The organism is Streptomyces sp. NPDC107521 (assembly GCF_055598485.1).
Genome location: NZ_JBVKAT010000029.1, coordinates 54,373 through 75,880 on the forward strand (window position 1 = coordinate 54,373; position 21,508 = coordinate 75,880).

11 protein-coding genes are annotated in these 21,508 nt (G+C 76.7%); 4 read left to right on the plus strand and 7 right to left on the minus strand.

From position 1 onward, the window contains the following. Positions 1–108 precede the first annotated feature (108 nt). The 5 genes from ACZ7LB_RS29970 to ACZ7LB_RS29990 all read right to left on the minus strand — a co-directional run bounded on the left by ACZ7LB_RS29970 (position 109) and on the right by ACZ7LB_RS29990 (position 12,966). Positions 109–1,404: a hypothetical protein gene (locus ACZ7LB_RS29970; RefSeq protein WP_471472529.1), complete on the minus strand. Its 1,296-nt coding sequence runs from the start codon at positions 1,402–1,404 to the stop codon at positions 109–111. Then, positions 1,401–7,364 (minus strand): hypothetical protein, encoded by a 5,964-nt coding sequence (locus ACZ7LB_RS29975; RefSeq protein ID WP_471472531.1) that lies wholly within the window; start codon positions 7,362–7,364, stop codon positions 1,401–1,403. The genes ACZ7LB_RS29970 and ACZ7LB_RS29975 overlap by 4 nt, the downstream gene beginning before the upstream one ends. After that, positions 7,364–9,406 carry a CHAT domain-containing protein gene (locus tag ACZ7LB_RS29980; protein WP_471472534.1) on the minus strand — a complete coding sequence of 681 codons (2,043 nt, stop codon included), beginning with the start codon at positions 9,404–9,406 and terminating at the stop codon, positions 7,364–7,366. Before ACZ7LB_RS29980 ends, ACZ7LB_RS29975 begins: the two co-directional genes overlap by 1 nt. Next, the gene (locus ACZ7LB_RS29985) at positions 9,403–10,218 is read right to left on the minus strand and encodes a hypothetical protein (protein ID WP_471472536.1); all 816 of its coding nucleotides are present in this window, start codon (positions 10,216–10,218) and stop codon (positions 9,403–9,405) included. Before ACZ7LB_RS29985 ends, ACZ7LB_RS29980 begins: the two co-directional genes overlap by 4 nt. Before the next feature lie 141 nt (positions 10,219–10,359). After that, complete coding sequence (locus ACZ7LB_RS29990; RefSeq protein WP_471472566.1) at positions 10,360–12,966, minus strand: CHAT domain-containing protein; 2,607 nt, start codon at positions 12,964–12,966, stop codon at positions 10,360–10,362. A 187-nt stretch (positions 12,967–13,153) separates the two neighbouring features. On the opposite strand from ACZ7LB_RS29990, the gene ACZ7LB_RS29995 reads away from it, so the two are divergent. The 3 genes from ACZ7LB_RS29995 (at position 13,154) to ACZ7LB_RS30005 (ending at position 15,872) form a co-directional block, all read left to right on the plus strand. After that, positions 13,154–14,584 carry a S8/S53 family peptidase gene (locus ACZ7LB_RS29995; RefSeq protein ID WP_471472540.1) on the plus strand — a complete coding sequence of 477 codons (1,431 nt, stop codon included), beginning with the start codon at positions 13,154–13,156 and terminating at the stop codon, positions 14,582–14,584. Positions 14,585–14,655: 71 nt separating this feature from the next. Next, the gene (locus tag ACZ7LB_RS30000) at positions 14,656–15,231 is read left to right on the plus strand and encodes an RNA polymerase sigma factor (RefSeq protein WP_471472543.1); all 576 of its coding nucleotides are present in this window, start codon (positions 14,656–14,658) and stop codon (positions 15,229–15,231) included. Further along, positions 15,228–15,872 (plus strand): hypothetical protein, encoded by a 645-nt coding sequence (locus ACZ7LB_RS30005; protein ID WP_471472545.1) that lies wholly within the window; start codon positions 15,228–15,230, stop codon positions 15,870–15,872. Before ACZ7LB_RS30000 ends, ACZ7LB_RS30005 begins: the two co-directional genes overlap by 4 nt. 168 nt (positions 15,873–16,040) lie before the next feature. On the opposite strand, the gene ACZ7LB_RS30010 is transcribed toward ACZ7LB_RS30005, so the two are convergent. Then, the gene (locus ACZ7LB_RS30010) at positions 16,041–16,871 is read right to left on the minus strand and encodes an N-formylglutamate amidohydrolase (RefSeq protein ID WP_471472547.1); all 831 of its coding nucleotides are present in this window, start codon (positions 16,869–16,871) and stop codon (positions 16,041–16,043) included. Between the two features lie 148 nt (positions 16,872–17,019). Beyond that, on the minus strand, positions 17,020–19,239 hold the full coding sequence (locus ACZ7LB_RS30015) for an NADP-dependent isocitrate dehydrogenase (RefSeq protein ID WP_471472550.1): 2,220 nt from the start codon (positions 19,237–19,239) through the stop codon (positions 17,020–17,022). Between the two features lie 279 nt (positions 19,240–19,518). On the opposite strand from ACZ7LB_RS30015, the gene ACZ7LB_RS30020 reads away from it, so the two are divergent. Continuing rightward, entirely contained in the window at positions 19,519–21,393 is a 1,875-nt protein-coding gene (locus ACZ7LB_RS30020) for an ABC transporter ATP-binding protein (protein WP_471472569.1), read from the plus strand. The last annotated feature ends 115 nt before the right edge of the window (positions 21,394–21,508 follow it).

Genomic DNA, 21,508 nt, shown 5'->3' on the forward strand with positions numbered 1-21,508 from the left:
CTGCGACCCCGGACCCCTGGACCCCCGGACCGCCGGATCCCCGGCCCCGCCGTCCCGCCGGTCCGCCCGCGCCCCCGCTCGGTTCGCGGGCCCCGACCCGGCCGGCCGTCAGGACCCGATGCCCAGCAGGACCAGCAGGTCCGTCGCCGCCGCCGCGTCCCGCTCGGCCACCTCCGCCGCCCCGCCCGGCGCCGACCTCGGCTCCCGGGGCACCAGCCGCAGCACCTCCCGCCGCGCCCGGCCGTCCACGTCGGCGGCGTCGTAGCCGCGCGGATCGCGGACGAAGGCCAGCGCCGCCGCGGCCAGGACGCCGGGGACATCGCCGCGCCCCGTCGACAGCCCGGCCAGCAGGGAGTCGGCCGCGTCCGCCAGCTCCGCCGGACCGGCCGGCCGCAGCACCTGCCCGAGCCGCGCCCCGCCCAGCTCCTCGAAACCGTCCGCCAGCAGCGCCCGCACCACCGCGGCCGCCTCCTCCCCGGCACCGTCCTCCGCCCCGTCGCCGGGCGGACCCCCGGGGAGCCGCGCCTCCGGGTCCGGGGGCAGCGCCGCCCGGCAGGCCGCCAGCCGCGCCCCGGCCGGGGGATAGCGGTCGGCACCCGCGCCGCCCCCGTCCCCCGCCGCGGCCAGCACGTCGGCCAGCGTCCACACGTACGCCGCCCCGCAGGCCAGCGTCGCGCACACGTCCGCGAACACCTCCCCGAGCCACGGCTCCCACACCGCCGCGCGCTCCCCGTCCAGTCCGGCCCCCGTCCGCAGCCGCCCGGCCAGGGCCGGGGCGAGCCCGAAGTCGTCCTCCACGTGGTGGCCCGCCTCGTGCGCGACCGCCAGCACGGCGGGCAGATGGCGGCTCGTGGACCAGGGCACGCCGATGACCGGGAACGGCAGCCGCGCCCCGGCCTCCAGCCCGCCCCGCGTCCGCAGCCCGCCCGGGGGCAGCAGATGCGCGAAGCCGCTGCCGCGCGGGGCGGCGAAGGGCACCGGCTCGCGGCTCAGGAAGGTCAGCGGCGGCTCCCGCAGTGCCCGGGCGCCCCCGGCGGCGCGCCGCGCCGGATCGTAGACCGACCAGGCCAGTTCGTCCGCCACGGTCAGGAAGTCCCGGTAGCGCGGGACGCGGCGCAGCAGCAGCTTGCCGCGCAGGAAGTCGGCCACGTGGTGCAGGTCGAGAACCACCTCGGGCACCAGCAGGTCCCGGCGGGGCCCGTCGGGCAGCGCTTCCAGCCGGTCCAGCCCGGCCGACAGGATCCGTACGACGCTCTCCACCTGGGAGCGGTGCCGGATCAGGTCGCCGTCGTCGGCCGCCTCGCCCCGCCACTCCGCCAGCTCCTCCCGGAGGCTCGCCGTCCGGTGACCCAGCTCCACCGCCCGGCGCAGGGCCCGCCCCGCCCCGGGCTCCGCCGCCGTCACCCGTCCTCCCCGGCATCGCCGTTGACCAGGGACGGCGCGATGAACAGCGCCGTCATCGCCGCCGCCATGCCGTCGTCGTCCCAGGCGAGAGAGGGCGCGGGACCGGCCGGTTCGTCGCGCGGGACGCCGTGCCGCAGCAGCCGCGCTATCTCCAGCACCGGTTCCCCGGCGGCCAGCGCGCGGGCCAGCAGCACCTGATAGGCGTGCGTCCTGCGGTACAGCCCGGTGCCCAGCACGACCGGGGCGGTGCCCGAGGCGAACAACTGGGCGGCGAAGAGGTTGCGCAGCACCAACTGGTGCGGGATGTCGGCGGGGGAGCCCGGGCAGGGCGGGTCGAGGACGACCAGGGGCGGGCGCCCGGCGAACCGGGAGAGCACCTCCGCCAGTTCCCCCGGACCGACCCGGGTGCCGCCCGGGTACGGGGTGTGCTCGGAGTCGAAGTCGAGGCACGGCGCCTGGCCGATCTGGGCCAGCGGGACGGCGATGTGCAGGACCCGGGGGGTGCCGGACTGGCGGGTGCGGCCCAGGGACGCCGTCACCATCGACACGAACCCGGCCCGGGAGTAGGCGTGCTGGGCCCGCGGGAGGCCGCCGCCCCGCCGGGCCGACTCCTCGTTCCCGTACGGCGGCCGGACCAGCCACGCCGTGCGGCCGTCGGCGCGGGAGGAGCGGTCCCGGTACTGCCGGATGGCCTCCACGGCGCGCAGGGCCAGGTGGCCGCCCGTGACCGGCAGGAACAGCGGCCCCAGCACGGCGGCGGCGAGCGCGTCCTGGGTGAGCCTGCCCCAGACGCCGTCGGTCACCAGCCGGTCCCGGGACGACTGGTTGAGGGCGCTCTGCAGCGTCCGGACGTCCGCGGTGACGGCCGCCGACGGGATCGTCCGGTACGGCACGTCGTCCGGCCCGGCCAGCAGCTCCCAGGGCAGGGCGTGCACCCGGGGGTCCTCGGCCTCCAGCCGCAGCCGCCCGGGGGGCGCGCCGCGGTCCAGGAGCGGTGCTGTGGCGTGGCGCAGGTCGTGCTGGGCGCCGGCCCGGTCGGACAGCAGGGCGTCGGCGATCCGCCGGGGGGCGAACGACCGGTCGAGCAGCGGCGGCCGGCCCAGTGCGACGATCCGGTCGCCGCCGGGCGCGGTCAGCAGCGACTCCAGCGAGGGGGTGGCGGCCGCGACGGAACCGATGTGCTCCGGCGCCGCCCCGTCCTCCCGGTCCTCCCCGTCGTCCTGCCCCCGCAGGGCCGGGAGCCGGCCCACCGCCTCCAGGGTCCGGACCACCCGGGGGAACCGCTTCCTTGACCCGGTGGAGCGCCCGTCCCGGTCCGCCGTCCCGGCCCGGTCCTCGTGGCCGCCGACACCCTCCCCGGCGTCGCCGTACGGCCGCGCGGGGCCGTCGAGCGGGTGGGGGACCGGCAGTCCGAAGCGCCGCCCGGCGGTTTCGGCGCCGTCCGGGGCGGGCGGCAGCGGCGAGCCGAGGCTCCAGGCCATCTGCCCGGCGGCGGCCATCGTCGACGCGTCGTCGTTGAGCCGGGCCGTGCACCACAGCAGGGCCGTCTCCCAGACGGTGTCGGTGAGCACCGTGTTGGCCGTGGTGACCGAGTCCAGCAGCAGCGGGACGATCCCCTCGGTCCCCGGCCGGTCGACGGCCCGCAGCACCCGTGCCACGCCGGGCAGCAGCCCGGACGGGCGGGTCGGCGCGCCCTCCAGGCGGGCCAGCAGCGCGGCGTCCGGACGACCGCCCAGCCAGAGGAGGGACTTGACGTGCCGCCAGAGGACCAGCGGGTCGTCCTCGTGGCCCGGGGCCAGGATCGTGAACCCCTCGTTCAGGTCGCGCCCGGCCCGTTCGGCGTCCCCGGTGACCGCGTGCAGGCGGGCGCGCAGGGTCAGGCGCAGCGCGCGGTCCTCCGGCGTGGGCGGGGGCTGCTCCACGGCGTCGTCGAACAGGGGGACCAGCCGGGCCAGTCCGGCCCGGACGGACGGCGCGGGCAGCGGCATCTCGACGAGGTCGTAGAGGGCGGCCAGACGGGCCGCGGGCGGTTCGACGGCGGCCAGCGCGGCGGCCAGGCCGGGGATGCGGCCGGGGTCGCCGAGGGCGGCGGCCACCCCGCCGAGCACCAGGTCCCGGTCCGAGCCGCCCGGCACCGCCGGCGCGCCGTCGTCGGCGGGGGCGCCGCTCCTGGCCGCGATCTCCTGCCGCAGCAGCCCCCGGTACACCGCCCATTCGCCGGTGGTGTCGGCCTCGTCCGCCTGGTCCAGCACCCCCGAGGCGCGGCGCAGGTCGCCGACGTCGCGGGCCAGGAACCGGGTGAGGGTCAGCAGCAGCGGGGGGCGGCCGAAGGTGAAGCCCATCCCGGCCTCGATGGCGGCGGCCCGCTCCAGACACGACTCGGCCTGCTCGACCTCCAGGCACTCGCCGTGCAGCCGGGCCCGGGCCGTCACGATCCCGGCGGCGCGCGGCTCCGCCTCGGGCCCGCCGGCGGCCGCGCCGTGGGCGTCGGCCCGTTCCAGGGCGGCCAGGGCGCGGCGGCTCCGGCCCAGCATCCGCAGCGCCTCGGCGCGCAGCGAGTCCGCCTCGGCGGCCCGGTCCGGCTGCTCGGCCAGGGTGTGGCCGAGCCCGTCGAGGAGCCGCAGGGCGGCCGTCGGGGCGAAGACCGACAGCCGGGTCCGGGCCTCGCGGAACACCGTCTCGATGCGCAGCGGCACGGGCGTGTCCTGGGCCAGCGCGGCGCCCTGCAGCTCGGCCGCCCGGTCGTGACGCCCCCGGGTGGTGCTCTCGTCCGCCAGTTCCAGCGCCAGCCGGGCCGCGTACTGGGCGTCACCGCCGCCCTGGGCGCTGAGCAGGACCTCGTGGAAGGTGTCCTCGGCGGCGTCCACGCTGCCCGCGGCCAGCTGGGCGCGGGCGCGCATCAGCAGCAGCATCCGCTTGAGCCTGCTCCCGTCGTCCTCCGTCCGCAGGGCGCCGTCGATCAGCTCCAGGGCCTCGGGGCGGCGGCCCCGGGCGAGCAGGACGTTGGCGCGCAGCAGCGACTCCATGCCCTTGGTGCGGTCCGAGACGTCACCGTGCTCGCGCAGCAGGTCGACCCCGCGCAGCCGGCTCTCGATCTCCCCCCACAGCGGGTCGTCGGGGCTGGGCGGGGACTCCCGGTCGGCCACCTCCAGGAGGCAGAAGGCGATGGTGAGATGCGCCAGCGCCACGGCCTGGTGGCTGATCAGCGGCCGCCCGTCGCGCCCCCGGCGCGGCAGCCCCTCCTCGACGTACTCCTCGCCGAGGACCTCCTCGCCCAGCGCCCGCGCGGCGGCGTTGTCCTCGCCGGTCAGACCGGTCAGCGCGGTGACCCAGTCCTCCTCCGCCTCGGCGTCCCCGCCCTGGAACCGGTGGTAGAGGGCCTCGCGGGTGTACGCCACCCACTGGGCCGGGTCGCCGCCGGCCAGCTCGGCGAAGCGCGCGGCGAAGTCGCGGTGCAGGGAGAGGAAGACCGGCTTGTCGGAGATCAACTGCCGCATCGGAACGATGACGTTGGGGTGGAAGACGACCATGGAGTCGTCCCCGGCGGGCCGGGAGACCCAGGACGATCCGGCCGTGTAGTCCAGCAACCGCCGCCAGGCCCGGTCCAGTTCGGCGTCGGTCAGCCCGGCCGGGTCCTGCGGGAACACGTCGGACCGGCCGCGCAGATGGTGGCGGTCCCGGCGGGGGTCGTCGTCGGCGGGGCGGTCGCCGGTGATGCCCCGGACCAGCCAGGGGCGCATCACCGTCCGCACGTCCTCCAGCCGCAGCCGCCGGGGCACCACCCCGTAGCGCAGCAGCCAGCGCACCGCCGGGTCGTCGATGCGCCGCACCACCCGGTCGATGAGGTAGCGGACCAGCGGTTCGTCGCACCGGGCCAGGTCCCCGGCGGTCAGCTCGGGGTCCTGCTCGATGAGATCCGCGAAGAGGGCGAGGACGAAGGGCAGGCCCCGGGACCTGCGCGCGGCGGCCACGGCGATGTCCCTGTCGTGGACGCGGCGGATGCCGGTCAGGTAGGCGAGCGACTGGCCGGAGTCGAACGGCCGCACCTCGCGGTGGCACGACGGGTGGGAGCCCAGCCGGGCCAGCGCTTCGGGCGCGCGCTCCCGCAGGTCGTACCGTCCGGACAGGACGACGCGCAGCCCGGGGCAGCGGTCGAGCAGCCGCCCCAGGAGGTCCAGCAGGGCGGCCAGCCCGTCCTGCCCGCGCAGCAGGACCTCCTCCAGGGTGTCGAGCACCAGGACGGCGGGCCTTCCGCCCCCGGCGTCCGTCCCGGTTCCGGCGGGCGCTCCGGGCCCCGCGTCCGTCCCGGCCCCGGCCGCCGTCCCGTCCGTGGCGCGCGTCCCGGTCCCGGCCTCCGCCTCGCCTCCGGCACCACCGGCGGCCCGGGTCCCGGACCCGCTCTGCGCCCCCGCCGCGGTCTCCGTCCCGGCCGCGGCCCCGGTGGGTCTCCCGGCCCCCGCCGTCACGCCGTCCGGGGAGGACGGTTCGCCCCCGTCCCGCGCCCCGCCGTCCGGTCCGGCTCCGCTGTCCGGTCCGGGCCCGCCGGCGGGCCCGGACCCCGTCCCGGCACCGGCCGGTCCTCTCCGGTCCGGCTCCGTGCTCCCGCCCGCCGCCGTCCCCGGCTGCGTCTCGGCCTCGTCGTCCCAGTCGTCGGGCACCGCCCGGGCGTCGGACCCCGTGGCCGCGCCCCCCAACGGTCCCGTGCCCCCGCCGGCGTCCCCGTCCCCGCCGGTGTCCCCGTCCCCGGTCCGTTCCGCCCCGCTGTCCGTCCCCGCGCCGGACGCCGCCTCCGGCCAGGGCCCCGCCCCCGGTGTCCCGCCGACTTCCCCCGCCTCCGCGAGGGCCAGGTTGAGGCGGGTGGCGAAGACGTCGAGGACCTCCTCCTGGACCCCCTCGCGGTTCAGCGTGGCGATGTTGCGCGCCGCCGTCCGGGCGGCGTCCCCGGGACTGCGCCCGAGCAGCACCCGGAAGGCGCCGAACTGGTCCAGCCGGGCGAAGGGGCTGCCCGGCAGCCGCCGGCCGAACTGCTCGGCCATCTCCAGCAGCAGCAGCCAGGGGTGGTTCCCGGCGGTGTGCGGATTGACCACGTCGAAGTCGATGCGGGCGCACGGCACGTCCCGCTCGGCGGTCACGCAGTGCCGGGCCACCAGCCAGCGCAACTGCATGGTCTTGCCGGTGCCGCCCGGCGCGTGCACCTGCCAGACCCGGTCGCGCCCGCTCAGCAGCCGCCCGGCGTCCCGCTCCAGCCCCGGCGGGCTGAGGAACTGCGCCGAACGGGCGTAGTCGGCGGCCCAGTAGGCGCGCACCCGGACGTGCCCGGCCCGGTCCAGCCGCAGCCGCTCCAGTCCCGGCGCGGCCAGCGGCAGCCGGTCCGGGTCGCCGAGCACGTCGACGAGGTCCTGGCAGAGCGCGAAGTCCCGCCGCTCGTCGGCGGCGGCGAACCGGTCCCGGAACAGCGCCTCGGCGCCCTCGGGATCGGAGAGCAGCAGATGCCGGAGCTCCCGCACCTCGTCCCCGGCGGCGGCCCGGTACCCGGCGATCAGCTCCTCCAGCCGCTCCAGTTCGGCCGGCACGTCCAGTCGGCCCGGGCTCTCCTCCGGAGGGTCGAACACGCCGTCGGCGGGCGGCTCGAACCACTCCAGGAAGTAGGCGGCGCGGTCGGAGTCGGGCAGGCAGTAGGCCCCGGTGCCGTCCTCGGCGGGGATCACGGCGCGCGCCGCCACCAGCTCCGCCAGTGTCGGCGGACCGGCGTCGCCGGACCGGGCGGCGAAGGGCCGCAGCACGCCCTCGAAAAGAGTGCCGTTGAAGGTGTGGGCCACGGCGCAGGCACGCAGCAGGGGCCGCCAGGCGTGAGGGCGCAGCGACCGGCCGATCTGCTCCAGGCTCTCCCCGCCCGCCAGGCGCCGGACGATGTCGTCGGCCGCTCCGGCCATCGTGCCCCCCTCCTCCGCGTCGGCCATCACGCGCCCCGCTCCGCGGCGGAGTACCAATCCGAGAAGACGCTCATCAGCAGGCCGAAGATATCGACCCGGGTGTACGGATTCATCTCCTGCAGTTGCATGACGACGTTCTGGACGCGCTCGTCCACCGGGTACCCCAGCCGGTTGCCGAAGGCCCGCACCAGGCGCATCAGCTGGGCGCTCTCGAAGTCCCCGAGGGAGACCTCGCCGATCAGGTGCCGGTCGGCGCGGGGGAGGGCGTCGGCGACCCACTCCCGGGACGCGACCAGGACCAGCCGCAGCGGTGCCGCGTCGCCCCGGGCGATGGGCAGCACCAGCCGCTCGTACAGCCAGCCGGTGAACAACTGGGCCTGGATGCGGTCGGCCTGGTCCAGCGTGATCACCATGGGGGCGCCGCCCGCGCCCTTGCTGAGCCCGCCCAGCAGCCGGTCCACGATCTCGTGCCGCCGTTCGTCGGCGCGTCCGGCCTCGTCGTCGAACCGGGGTCCGCCCACCGACAGCAGGTCGCCGTCGTCCGTGCCGCCGCTCCCGGGGGCGGCGGGCAGCAGCCGCTCCAGGGCGGCGTCGAAGTCCGCGAACGCCTCGGCGGGCAGCGGCGTCAACTGGGTTTCGGACACCACCTGCAGCCGGATCTCCCGCAGGACGGTCAGCCAGTCCCTGGCGCCCCCGGACAGGTTGACGGAGACCGCGCGGTGGCCGCGCAGGAAGCAGACCGCCAGGCACCAGTCCGCCAGCAGGCTCTTGCCGGTCTGGCGGGCGCCCGTCTCCGAGTGACCGCTGATCACCAGGACGGGGTGCCCGGTGCCCGGTTCGCCGCCCCGGACCGGCGGGTCCAGCGCCCACCAGGCGGCCCGGCGCTCCGCCGAGCGGCCCACGAAGCGGCGCAGCCGTTCGTAGGTCCCGTGCCGCCGGATCGCGTCCACCGTGGAGGGCGGCGGCGGGGTGTGCACGATGTGCAGCACCTCCTCCGGCGCCGTCCGGGTCATCAGGACCGGCAGCGCCCAGGCGTCGCCGGGCCGTTCCTCGTGCCGGGCGAGGTCGGTGCGGGCCAGGGCGACGGCCTCGTCCAGCGGGGTGCCCCCGCCGATGGCCCGGTACAGGCGGGACGAGAAGACCACCGCGTCCGGCGAGTCGACGTCCGCCTGGACGGAGACCGCCGCCCGCGCCCCGGCGTCGAGGAAGGCGTCCGCGAGGCCGCGCACCCGTTCACCGGTGCCGGCGGCGGGTCCGGAGTCGGTGGTGCGGCAGGCGTTGAGGACGACCAGATGGGGCTGCCAGCGGGTCAGGTCGGCGATCTGGCCGGCGTCCAGGCTCCAGTCGCGGGGGCCGTCCGGGGCCGCCCGCCAGTTGAAGTTCAGCGCCGTCCCGCGTCCCGGCAGGGGCATCCCGTGGCCGATGAAGTGCAGGATGTGGGGCCGCAGTTGGTCGATGCCGTCGGCCAGCTCGGCCCGGCTGGGCCCGTCCAGCACCTCCACGTGGGTGGCGCCGGGCAGTCCGTCGAAGGTGCCGCTGATCCAGGCCAGCTCCTTCTCCGCGAGCAGCCGGTGCTCCCTCGGGTTGCAGAGCACCACCAGGACCCGCAGCGGCCCCAGTTCCTCCTGCGGGCCGGGTTCCACCGGCCCGTCCGCCACCGTGCCCCGGCGGCACAGCAGATCCGGCCGGCGGAACAGCCATCGCCCGTCGGAACGGAGTAACTCCCAGGGGAGGTGCCGCAGTTCCGCCGGGCGCACATCGAGGCAGAGCCGGGCCGGACGGTCCGGATCGGCCGCCGCCAGCACCTCCTGCCAGGTCGTGTTCAGCGACCCGCCGAGCAGCGCCTCGAACAGCGCCTCCCCGGCCGCCTGCCGCTCGGCCGAAGTGGCGTCCCGCTCGAAGACCCCGGCGAACCGCTCCATGTCCGCCGGGGTGCGGAACGGCACGTCCACGGCCGAGCCCCCGTCCACGCTCAGCAGCGCCCGGTAGGGCTCGGACCCGTCGGTGCCGGGGGAGATGCGGATGCCGACGGAGGTGTGCGTGGCCGTGCGCGGGGCCGCGACCGTCACGTCTCCTGCTCGGACGGTGGCTGCTCGGCGGCCGGGGCGTGCTCCACGACCGCCGCCGGGTCGTCCCACGCCTCCTCCAGCAGCAGCGGCGGCACGGGCACCGGCGCGGCGCCCCGGCCGGGCTGGGGCGGGCCGTAGTCGGAACCGATCCGGCGCAGCCAGTCCCGGCGGAGCCGGATCACCCGGAAGAACGGGGTGGGTTCGAGGCCCGTCCACTTCAGGCCCAGCGCGGAGGAGCGGGCGAGCGTCACCCCGCCCCGCAGATCGGCCAGGCCCACCGGCGCCGGGCCCGCGGCGGCGCGCAGCCGCAGCTCGGCGGAGGCGTCGGTGCCCGCGGCGCTGAGCACGGCTCCGGTGTCGGCGGTGACCACCTGACTGACGGCGTAGTAGGAGTCGTCCCACTTCTCCCAGCCGAGCCGGACCAGCTCCGCGGCGAGCGCCGGCTCGTCACTGACGCCCGTCTCGGCGAGCCCCTGGAAGACGACGAGGACGCCGTGCGTACTGCTGAAGGTGACCAGGGCGCCCGCGTCGGCGTCCGCGAGGGCGCTGAATCCGGCCGCGGCGGTGCCGACGGCCTTGAAGCGGACGGTCGCCGACCCCTGGGTGTCATAGGTGTAGTCGTTGTGCGGTGTCCCGGGGCGCGCGGTGAAGGGCACGCCCCGGTCGGTCAGGGTGCCGGCCGGGCGGATCCGCCCCCGCACACCGTGCAGCACGTCGCCGAGGGCGATCCGGCGGCTGAGCGGCCAGGCCACCCACCAGTCCTGCCACGTCCCCCGGATCGCGTCGCGGTACACACCGTACTCGTTGCTCATCACGTCCCCCGTGCCTCGTGCCGTGGTCGCAGAGTACTGCCCGGTACCCCCGCCGACGACGGGTTCGGGCCACCCGTGCGCCGCGCGCCCGGGCGGCGGTTCCGACCATCGATCATCCCTGACGGTATGTCAACTGGCCCGTCAGGCTGCGCCGAAGGCGGAGAACGCCCATCCGGTCGCCTGATGCGTCGCGTCGCCCGGGAGCGCCGCCCGCGCGTCCCGCAACGCCTCCGCCAGACAGAGTCCGGCGTCCAGCCCCTTGTGCAGCGCCAGCATCAGCGGCACCACCGCCGCGTCGTTGACCGGCGCCCCGCACGCCACCACCCCGGCGGTGCCCAGCGGCAGCAGCGCCGTCACCAGCCCGAGCAGCTCGTCCGCGCCCACCGAGGCGAACCGCCCGGTGTCGCAGCACGACAGGACGATCCGGTACGGCGAGCGGTCCAGCCGCTCCAGGTCGTGCACGATCAGCGGCCCGTCGGCCATCCGCAGCGAGGAGAACAGCGGACTGTCCGCCCGGAAGGTGCCGTGCGCCGCGATGTGCGCCAGGGCCGCGCCGTCCAGCTCCCGCAGCACCTCCGGCACCCGCGCCGCGGCCCCCTCCAGCACGACGCCGTCCCGCTCCGCCGCCCGCCCGCCGGCCCCGCCCGGCGCCCCGCGGCGCGCCGCCAGCTCCGGCACCTCGGCCCCGTCCCCCGCCAGCCCCGGGCCGCGCACCAGCACCCGGCGGCCACCCGACGGCGGGGCGGTCCCCCGGGCGCGCAGCCAGCTCGTCGCCGACGGCGACACGCTCAGCACCCGCTCCCGCAGCGCCGGGAGCAGCGCCCACGGCACCCGGTGCAGCCGCCCCGGCGGCACGACCACCACCGGGCCGGACCCCAGGTGCGCCGCCGCCGGGCCGAGCAGCAGCTCCTGGAGCCGCGCCCCCGCCGCCTCGATCAGCGGCAGCCGGGCCTCCGCCCCGGGATGGGCCAGCCGCCGCAGCCCCGCCTGCACGTGCTCGGCCTCCCGCTCCGCCTCCGCGGGCGTCCCGGCCGTGAACCGCCGCACCCGCCCCCGCCCGCACAGCAGGACGTGCACCCTCCCGTCCAGCACCACCAGCTCCACCAGCAGCACGTCCTCGCCCAGCCGCCGCAGCAGCCGGTCCACGTCGAACCGGGCCCCGCCGCCGGGCGCCTCGCCGCGCATGTGCAGGGTGCGGGAGCGGATCTCCCGCTCCAGCCGCCGCTGCTCCCGCTCCAGCGCCGGTGCCGGACGGCCGCCGCCGGTCCGGGCCTCCAGGGCGCGGGCGGCGATCTCCCGGTACGCCGTCAGCGCGCTCAGCAGCACCGGATCGGCCGGCGGCCGGGCCGGGGGCGCCGACAGCACCGTCGCCCGCCACCGCTCGCTCCACACCAGCAGCCGCCGCGCCCCGCCCGTCACCAGGCTCGCCCGCTGCGCCATCGCCGCCAGCTCCGCCCCCTGCGCGGTGGCCCGCGCCCGCAGCTCCGGGGCGCCCAGCGTCATCCGGTGGTCGTCCAGCACGTCCAGCCCCCGGCGGCAGGCCTCCAGCACCCCCCGCGTCGACCCGGCCGCGCGGGCCCGCAGCGCCTGCGCCGCCCAGCCCGTCATCCGCGCCGGGGGCGGCCCGCTGCGCCGGCTGCGCGCCGCCCGCGCCAGATGCCGCTCGGCCGCCGCCGTCCGGCCCAGCCCCAGCGCGATCCGCCCCGCCAGCAGCGAGGCCTCCGGCGCGGCCGGTGCCCCGAAGGAGGCCAGCCGCTCCGCGACCGCCGCCGCGTCCGCCACCAGCCGCGCGGAGCCCTGCCCCGCCGCCACCCGGGCCTCGATCAGCACCAGCCGGGCGTGCGCCTCGTGCCAGGAGCGCCGCTGCCGGGCGAACCGGCGCACCGCCGAGGCGGCCCGGTCCGTCGCCGTCTGGTGGAAGCCCGCGATCCGGGCCGCCCGCGCCGCCACCAGCAGCAGCTCCGCCCGGCGCGTGGACTGCCCGCCGATGCCGTCCAGCGCCGCGGTCGCCGCGTCCGCCTCCGCCAGCGCCTCCGGGGCCAGCCCGGCCGCCAGCAGCACCTCGCAGCGCCGGATGGTCAGCATGAACGTGGGCGTGCCCAGCTTCGCGTACCGCTCCTCGGCCTCGTCCAGCAGCCGCAGGGCCGCCGGCACGTCCCCCGACCGGAACGCCGCCAGCCCCCGGCTCTCCACCGCGTCCGCCTTGTCGTGCTCCTGGCCGGTCGTGTCCCACAGCGCCTCCGCCGCCGTGAAGTCCGCGTCCGCCCGCTCCACCGCCCCCAGCGACAGGTGCACCGTCGCCCGCAGGGTCAGCGCCCGCGCCGTCCAGATCACGTCGTCCGCCTGGCGCAGCACCGGGATCGCCCGCCGCACGTCCTCCAGCGCCTCCCCGTGCCGCCCCAGCACCCACCACACGTACGCCCGCCGGAACAGCACCCGCGCCCTGGTGTGCCCGGTGACCCGGGCCACGCCCCGTTCGAAGGCCGCCAGTCCCTCCCGGGTCCGCCCGCTGTGCACCAGCGCCACCCCGAGCGTGGCCAGGACGTCCGCCTCGCGCCCGGCCGACCCGGCCCGCGCCGCCAGCTCACGGGCGCGCCGCAGATGGTCCAGGGCGCGCCGCAGGTCCCCGAAGTCCCGCTGCCAGATGCCGATCACCTGGTGCGCCACGGACGCGTGCAGCGGCGGCGGAGCGGAGTCGAGCACCTCCTCCGCCCGCGCCAGCGCCTCGCCGGGGGCGGCGAAGACCATGGGCAGCAGTTCGAGAACCGGCTCGTCTCCCGCTGTCACCCCACGGATGGTAGTGCTCCGCAACCGCGCCCCACAGAGCGGTGTCTGTATCAATCGACCACCGGCGCACTCTGATTGACGAACCGTCCCACGGCCGCCGCCGCGGCCCCGACCGCGCTGTCACGACCCAGCCCAGTGAGGACACGCCATGGCACCGCAGCGATTCCGCGAGCAGTTCGACCAGATCCAGCGCTCGATGCCGGACGTCCCGCTGGTCATGGGCCCCGACGACGCCGCCGAGTTCTTCTACGAGAAGGGCGTCGTCCTCGCCCGTGACGGCGAGGAGGCCCGGCTCGTCGAGGACACCGTCCGCGCGCACTTCACCGCCGCGCCCGAGCTGGCCGAGGACCAGGTCCGCCGGGCCGGTCCCGGCCCCGGCCGCACCGGCGTCACCCGCATCCGGGTCGCCGATCCGGGCCGCGGCGTGCGGGACGGCGACCCGGCCGTCGCCCAGGCCCTGCGCTCCCTGCGCACCGCCGAGGGCCGCGCCGGGCGCCGCCTGGTCAGCCGCAACCACGTCGTCTCCATCGCCGTCAACGCCTGTCCCGGCGACGAACCCGTCCCGGTGCCGCCGGGCGAGCCGGCCAACCCGGCGCCCGCCGCCACGCCGTACGACCCGGCCACCGCCGTCCGCGTCCTCGTCGTCGACAACGGGCTGACCCACGACTACCGGTCCTACCCGCCGCTCGCCCGCACCACCGGCGACGTCCAGGAGCGCGAGGTGGGCGAGGACGGCGTCCTCGCCCAGTACGCGGGCCACGGCACCTTCATCGCCGGGCTGATCGCGGCCGTCGCCCCCAACACCGACGTCACCGTCCGGGGCTGCCTCAACGACGCGGGGGCGGTCCTGGAGTCCGAGTTCGGCGAGCGGCTGTTCGAGGCCGTCGACCGCGACGGCTGGCCCGACGTGCTGAGCCTCTCCGCCGGCACCTCCAACGGCCGCGCCGACGGCCTGCTCGGCCTGCACGCCTTCATGGAGGAGCTGCGCACCCGGCGCACCCTGCTGGTCGCCGCCGCCGGCAACAACGGCGGCGCCACCCCGTTCTGGCCCGCCGCCTACGCCGACCTGCCCGGCTGGCGCGACTGCGTCCTGTCGGTCGGCGCGCTGCGCTCCGACGGCGAGTACGGCGCCTGCTTCACCAACCACGGCCGCTGGGTGCGCGCCTACGCCCCCGGCGAGCGGCTGACCAGCGCGCTCACCGGCTTCTCGGCGCCCGTGCCGTACGTCTACCGGCACTCCACCTACGACGACTGCCGCTACGGCTTCGGCTACGCCTGCACCTGCCGCCACCCGCGCCACCACGGGCTGCTGAGCGAGCCGGGCGAGGCTCCGGCCAAACCCGATCAGGTGATGTTCGAGGGGCCCGCCCAGTGGAGCGGAACCTCCTTCGCCACCCCCGTCGCCGCCGGACTGATCGCCTCCCACATGACCGCCCACGGCATGCGCGACCCGCGGACCGCCCGCAGAAGGGTGCTGGCGGCCAGCGGGTACGCCGAGGTCCGCGGCGCCCATGTGCCGGCCCTGTTCCCGCCCACCTGGCGCGCGGTCCCCGTCGGCGCCGCCGGGGGGTCCTCGTGAGCGGCTGCGCCCCGGCCGGGACCGCCCGGCGGCCGTCGTACGATGACGTGTCGTACACGAGGGGTGGGGCCGTGGACCGTGCAGATGTCGGGGCGCTCGTCCGGTCGGCCGCCGGCGGGGACGCCGCGGCCTGGAAGTCTCTGGTGGACGGGCTGGGCCCGCTGGTCTGGTCGGTGGCCCGCTCGTACGGGCTGTCCGACGCCGACGCGCACGAGGTCTACCAGACCGCCTGGTTCCGCTTCGCCCAGAACCTGGAGCGCATCCGCGAGCCGGAGAAGACCGGCGCCTGGCTGGCGAGCACGGCCCGCAACGAGTCGCTGAAACTGCTGAAGGCGGCGCGGCGGTGGACGCCGACCGACGACCCGCACCTGCTCGACCGGCCGAGCGAGGACCCCACGCCGGAGGAGTCGGTCCTCGACTCCGAGGACGCCGCCGACCGCTCCGAGCGGGTCCGGCGGCTCTGGCAGGAGTTCGAGGAGCTGGGCGAGCGCTGCCGCCAGTTGCTGCGGGTGCTGATCGCCTCGCCGCCGCCCAGCTATCAGGAGGTGTCCGCCGCCCTGGGGATCGCGGTGGGCAGCATCGGGCCGATGCGCCAGCGCTGTCTGCGCAGGCTGCGGGCCCGACTGGAATCACGGGGGACCGCATGAACGGCACGCACGACGACCGGCCCGGCCGGGGCGGACGCCCCGGGGACCCGGAGCCGCGCCCGCGCACCGGGGGGAAGGAGCCGGGCGGCGGGGCCCCGGACGGGGAGCGCCCGGACGGGAGCCACCGGCGCGGGCCGCTCCCGCACCGGGAGCCGCCGGCCGGGGAGCGCGCGGACGGGGCGCCGTCGTACCCCGGGACCGCGGACGACGCGGACGACGGGCTGCTGGAGGAGGAGCTGCGGCGGGCCGCCGCGGTCCTCGACCCGGTCCCGGCCGCGCTGCGCCGCGTCGCCGTCGAGGCGTACGCCCTGCGGGACCTGGACGCCCGGATCGCGGAGCTGACCTTCGACTCGCTCGTCGACGCCCTCCCCGTACGGGGCCAGGCGGACCCGCCGCGGATGCTGACCTTCCGCACGGACGCCGTGACCGTCGACGTCGAGGTGACCTCCGACGGCCTCATCGGCCAGCTGCTGCCGCCCGGCCCGGCCCGGATCGAGGTGCTGAGCGGGCCCCGGGCCCCCGTCCCGCTCACCGCCGACGAACTGGGCCGGTTCACCGGCGGGGCGCCGCCCAGCGGGCCGTTCGCGCTGCGGCTGCGCACCGGGGGAGAGGTGGTCGTGACGGAGTGGCTGCGGGCCTGACCGGCCGCCCGGTCGGCGCCGGGTCTCCCGCGCCATGCCCCACCCCCGCCGCGCCCCGGCGCGCCGTCGCGCGGAAGAGCCCCCGGTGGGCCCCCGCCGGGCCGGTCGGGCAGCGCCGGCCGCACCGGGGCCGCACCGGACACGTGGCCGGGAGGTGTGGGCGCGCGGTCAGGCGGACGCCGCGTCGGCCAGCGCGGCCAGGGCCGCGGCGAGGCGGCGCAGCCCCGGACCGTCCGGACCGCCGCGCACCGGACCGCCGGGCTCCGTCATGTAGGTGTCCCGGCGGATCTCCACCATCAGCGCGCTCACCCCGGGATGCCGCCCGTGGAACTCCAGCGGCACGTACGTCCCGCCGAACGGGCTGTCGAGCCCGGTCTCCCCGCACGGCGCGAATGCCTCCCGCGCGGCGGCCAGCAGCCCGGGCGGCGTGTGGAAGGGGTCGGTGCCCAGACAGACCGGCGGGCGCGGTCCCGTCCCGTGCAGTTCGTACGGCAGCGGCTCGGCCGGGTAGGAGTGCACGTCGAGGACGACGGCGCGCCCGGTGGCGGCCAGCCGCCCGGCGACCGCGTCGGCCATCGCCCGCGCGTACGGCCGGAAGTACCGGGCGAGCAGCGGCTCCGGATCGGCGCCGCCGGCCCGCAGCGGTTCACGGTGCGTGGTCCGGGTGTAGACGGCGCCCATGCCGACGGCGGCCATCTCCTCCCGCTCGTCCGGGAACCGCTCGGGATCGGTCACCAGCCGGGAGGTCCGGTTCACGAACCGCCAGGGCGTGGTGGCGGCCAGCGCGGCGGCGGCCTCCGCGACGGCGTCGGTGTGCGCGTCGGTGATGTGGTCCAGCTCCCGTTCCAGCGCCGCGTCGTCCAGCACGATGCCGGGGCGGACATTGGCCGGAATCCGCCGTGAGGAGTGCGGCACGTGCAGGATCACCGGGGAGTCGGGGGCGCCGGCGAGCAGGGCGAAGTCCTCGCCGCCGGACGGCGGTCCGGACGTGGTGGGCACAGCGGCCACGGTGGCTCCAGGGGTGTCGGCGGCGGGCGCCGGGGCGGGGTGAACGGGCGGCACCCCGCCCCCGCCGCAGCGGGAACGGGGTGCCGGGGCCCGCGCCGGTCCGGCCGGGGCCGGGCGCGGGGCGGGTGAGCGGGCGGGATCAGGCGAGGTTCGCCAGCGCCTCGTTCCAGGTGGCCGACGGGCGCATCACCGCGGCGGCCCTGGCCGGGTCGGGCTGGTAGTAGCCGCCGATGTCGGCGGGCTCGCCCTGCACCGCGTTCAGCTCCTCGACGATCTTCGCCTCGTTGGCGGCGAGCGTCTCGGCGAACGGCGCGAAGGTCTTGGCCAGCTCCGCGTCCTCGGTCTGGGCGGCCAGCTCCTGCGCCCAGTACAGGGACAGGTAGAAGTGGCTGCCGCGGTTGTCGATGCCGCCGACGCGGCGGGTCGGGGACTTGTCCTCGTTGAGGAAGGTCGCCGTGGCGCGGTCCAGGGCGTCGGCCAGGACCTTGGCACGGGTGTTGCCGGTGGTCCCGGCGTACTGCTCCAGCGAGGGCACCAGGGCGAAGAACTCGCCCAGGGAGTCCCAGCGCAGGTAGTTCTCCTTGACGAGCTGCTGGACGTGCTTCGGGGCGGAGCCGCCGGCGCCCGTCTCGAACAGGCCGCCGCCCGCCATCAGCGGGACGACCGACAGCATCTTGGCGCTGGTGCCCAGCTCCAGGATCGGGAACAGGTCGGTCAGGTAGTCGCGCAGCACGTTGCCGGTGACCGAGATGGTGTTCTCGCCCCGGCGGATGCGCTCCACCGAGAACCGGGTCGCCGCGACCGGGTCGAGGACACGGATGTCCAGGCCCTCGGTGTCGTGCTCCGCCAGGTACTCCCGGACCTTGGCGATCAGGTTGGCGTCGTGGGCGCGGCCCTCGTCCAGCCAGAACACCGCCGGGTCGCCGGTGGCGCGGGCGCGGGTGACGGCCAGCTTGACCCAGTCGCGGATCGGGGCGTCCTTGGTCTGGCAGGCGCGGAAGATGTCACCGGCGGAGACGGTCTGCTCCAGGACGGCGACCCCGTTGGCGTCGACCAGGCGGACGGTGCCGGTGGTGGGGATCTCGAAGGTCTTGTCGTGGCTGCCGTACTCCTCGGCCTTCTGCGCCATCAGACCGACGTTGGGCACCGAGCCCATGGTCGAGGGGTCGTAGGCGCCGTGGGCGCGGCAGTCCTCGACGACGGCCTGGTACACACCGGCGTAGGAGGAGTCCGGGAGGACGGCGAGGGTGTCGTGCTCCTGGCCGTCCGGGCCCCACATGTGGCCGGAGGTGCGGATCATGGCCGGCATGGAGGCGTCGACGATGACGTCCGAGGGGACGTGCAGGTTGGTGATGCCCTTGTCGGAGTCGACCATGGCCAGCTCGGGGCCCTCGGCCAGCTCGGCGTCGAAGGACGCCTTGATCGCGGCGCCCTCGGGCAGCGCCTCCAGGCCCTTGTAAATGCCGCCCAGGCCGTCGTTGGGGCTCAGACCGGCCGCGGCGAGCGCCTGGCCGTACTGGGCGAACGTCTTCGGGAAGAAGGCGCGCAGCACGTGGCCGAAGATGATCGGGTCGGAGACCTTCATCATGGTGGCCTTCAGGTGGACCGAGAACAGCACGCCCTCGGCCTTGGCGCGGGCGACCTGCTCGGTGAGGAACTCGCGCAGCGCGGCGACGCGCAGCACGGAGGCGTCGACGACCTCGTCCTTCTTCACCGGCACGGACTCGCGCAGCACGGTGGTGGTGCCGTCGTCGCCGACCAGCTCGATGCGCAGGGAGCCGTCCTCGGCGATCACCGCGGACTTCTCCGTCGAACGGAAGTCGTTCTCGCCCATGGTGGCGACGTTGGTCTTCGAGTCGGCCGACCAGGCGCCCATGCGGTGCGGGTGGGTCTTGGCGTAGTTCTTCACCGAGGCCGGGGCGCGGCGGTCGGAGTTGCCCTCGCGCAGCACCGGGTTGACCGCGGAGCCCTTGACCTTGTCGTAGCGGGCGCGGATCTCGCGCTCCTCGTCGGTCTTCGGGTCGTCCGGGTAGTCCGGCAGCGCGTAGCCCTGGCCCTGGAGCTCGGCGACGGCCGCCTTGAGCTGCGGGATGGACGCCGAGATGTTCGGCAGCTTGACGATGTTGGCGGCCGGCGTCCTGGCCAGCTCGCCCAGCTCGGTCAGGGCGTCCGGGACGCGCTGGTCCTCGGTGAGGTACTCCGGGAACACGGCGATGATCCGGCCCGCCAGCGAGATGTCGCGGGTCTCGACGGCGACACCCGCCTGCGAGGCGTACGCCCGGATCACCGGCAGGAGGGAATACGTCGCCAGGGCCGGGGCCTCGTCAGTGTGTGTGTAGATGATGGTCGAGTCAGTCACCGGGTGCTCCGCTCCACGTCTGCAACATTGCTCGACATCAAGATATCTCGTGAGCGCCCCGGGCTCGACAGGGGCCGGGCCGAGATTCCGGCCAAGGAGCCGCGCGCCGCCCGTTCCCGGCGGGGAAGAGGACCTTGCCCCGGTATGGCCCCGGGTCCCCGGCGCGGTAGGGGCTCCTCCGTACCCCCGTTCCGGCGGAGGCGGACCCTCCGCCTGTCGCGGCGGGCGCATCGCCTTGACCTCGATCAAAGTTCAGGTTCTAGGGTCCCCGGCATGAGCATGGAAACCACGGCCTGGAGCCAGCTGCGCACGGTCATGACCGCCGAGCCGGAACGCCGCCCCTTCACCCGCGCGACGCTGCGCCGCATCGCCGGCTTCGCCCGCCCCCACCGCACCCGCATCGTCCGCTTCGTGCTGCTCGGCATGGTGACCGCCCTGCTCGCCGTCGCCACCCCGGTCCTCGCGGGCCGGGTGGTGGACGTCATCGTCAGCGGCGGCGACGAGGGCACCGTCGTCCGCCTGGCCCTGCTGATCGCGCTCATCGCGGTCGCCGAGGCCGCGCTGGGCATCGTCTCCCGCAGGCTCTCCGCCGTCCTGGGCGAGGGGCTCATCCTCGACCTGCGCACGGCCGTCTTCGACCATGTGCAGCGGATGCCGGTCGCCTTCTTCACCCGCACCCGCACGGGAGCGCTGGTCTCCCGCCTCAACAACGACGTCATCGGCGCCCAGCGGGCCTTCAGCAACACCCTCTCCGGCGTGGTCAGCAACATCGTCACCCTGCTGCTCACCCTCGCCGTCATGCTCACCCTCTCCTGGCAGATCACCCTGCTCGCCCTCGCCCTGCTGCCGGTGTTCGTGCTCCCGGCCCGGCGGATGGGCCACCGCATGGCCCGCATGCAGCACGAGGCCGCCACCCTCAACGCCGCCATGGGCACCCGGATGACCGAGCGGTTCTCCGCCCCCGGCGCCACCCTGGTCAAGCTGTTCGGCCGCCCGGAGGAGGAGTCCGCCCAGTTCGCCGCCCGCGCCCGGCGCGTCGCGGAGATCGGCGTGCGCACCGCCACCGCCCAGGCCGCCTTCATCACCGCCCTCACCCTGGTCTCCGCCCTCGCCCTGGCCCTCGTCTACGGGCTCGGCGGCTGGTTCGCCCTGCGCGGCACCCTGGACGCCGGCGCCGTCGTCGCCCTGGCCCTGCTGCTTACCCGGCTGTACGCGCCGCTCACCGCCCTGGCCGGGGCCCGGGTGGAGGTGATGAGCGCCCTGGTCAGCTTCGAGCGGGTCTTCGAGGTGCTGGACCTGCGACCGCTCATCGAGGAGAAGCCGGACGCCCGCCCCGTCCCCGACGGCCCGGTCTCCGTCGAGTTCGACGGGGTCCGCTTCGGCTACCCCTCCGCCGACCGCGTCTCCCTGGCCTCCCTGGAGGAGGTGGCGACCCTCGACGCCCGGGGCGGCGAGGAGGTCCTGCACGGCGTCTCCTTCCACGCCCGGCCCGGCGAGACCATCGCCCTCGTCGGCTCCTCCGGCGCCGGCAAGTCCACCGTCGCCCAGCTCCTGCCGCGCCTGTACGACGTCGACGGCGGCGCCGTCCGGATCGGCGGCGTCGACGTCCGCGACCTGACCGCCGGCTCACTGCGCGACACCGTCGGCATGGTCACCCAGGACGGCCACCTCTTCCACGACACCATCCGCGCCAACCTGCTCATGGCCCGCCCCGGCGCGGACGACGCCGCGCTGTGGGAGGCGCTGGACCGGGCCCGCCTCACCGGAGTCGTGCGGTCCCTGCCCGACGGGCTGGAGACCGTGGTCGGCGAGCGCGGCTACCGGCTCTCCGGCGGCGAGCGCCAGCGCATGACCATCGCCCGGCTGCTGCTGGCCCGCCAGCGCGTCGTCATCCTCGACGAGGCCACCGCCCACCTCGACAACACCTCCGAGGCGGCCGTGCAGGAGGCGCTCGGCGAGGCCCTCGCGGGCCGGACCGCCGTGGTCATCGCCCACCGGCTGTCCACGGTCCGCGCGGCCGACCGCATCCTGGTCGTCGAGGCCGGCCGGATCGTCGAGCAGGGCACCCACGACGAGCTCCTCGCCGCCGACGGCCGCTACGCCGAACTGCACCGCACCCAGTTCGGGCACCGCCGGGTCGAGGAGGCGGCGTAGCCGCCCCGGGCGGCGGGACAGGGCGGGCCGCGGGGACGGCCCCGGGGCCCGCGCCGGGAGCGGGGGCCAGAGGACGGGGCCCGACGGAGGAGGAGGCGCGGGCCGATGGCGGGAC

What these genes read in the sequence shown, in the direction of transcription:
- ACZ7LB_RS29975 (WP_471472531.1), bottom strand. Translation starts at nt 7,364, where the DNA reads ATGGCCGACGCGGAGGAGGGGGGCACGATGGCCGGAGCGGCCGACGAC.
- ACZ7LB_RS29985 (WP_471472536.1), bottom strand. Translation starts at nt 10,218, where the DNA reads ATGAGCAACGAGTACGGTGTGTACCGCGACGCGATCCGGGGGACGTGG.
- ACZ7LB_RS29990 (WP_471472566.1), bottom strand. Translation starts at nt 12,966, where the DNA reads ATGGTCTTCGCCGCCCCCGGCGAGGCGCTGGCGCGGGCGGAGGAGGTG.
- ACZ7LB_RS29995 (WP_471472540.1), top strand. Translation starts at nt 13,154, where the DNA reads ATGGCACCGCAGCGATTCCGCGAGCAGTTCGACCAGATCCAGCGCTCG.
- ACZ7LB_RS30005 (WP_471472545.1), top strand. Translation starts at nt 15,228, where the DNA reads ATGAACGGCACGCACGACGACCGGCCCGGCCGGGGCGGACGCCCCGGG.
- ACZ7LB_RS30020 (WP_471472569.1), top strand. Translation starts at nt 19,519, where the DNA reads ATGGAAACCACGGCCTGGAGCCAGCTGCGCACGGTCATGACCGCCGAG.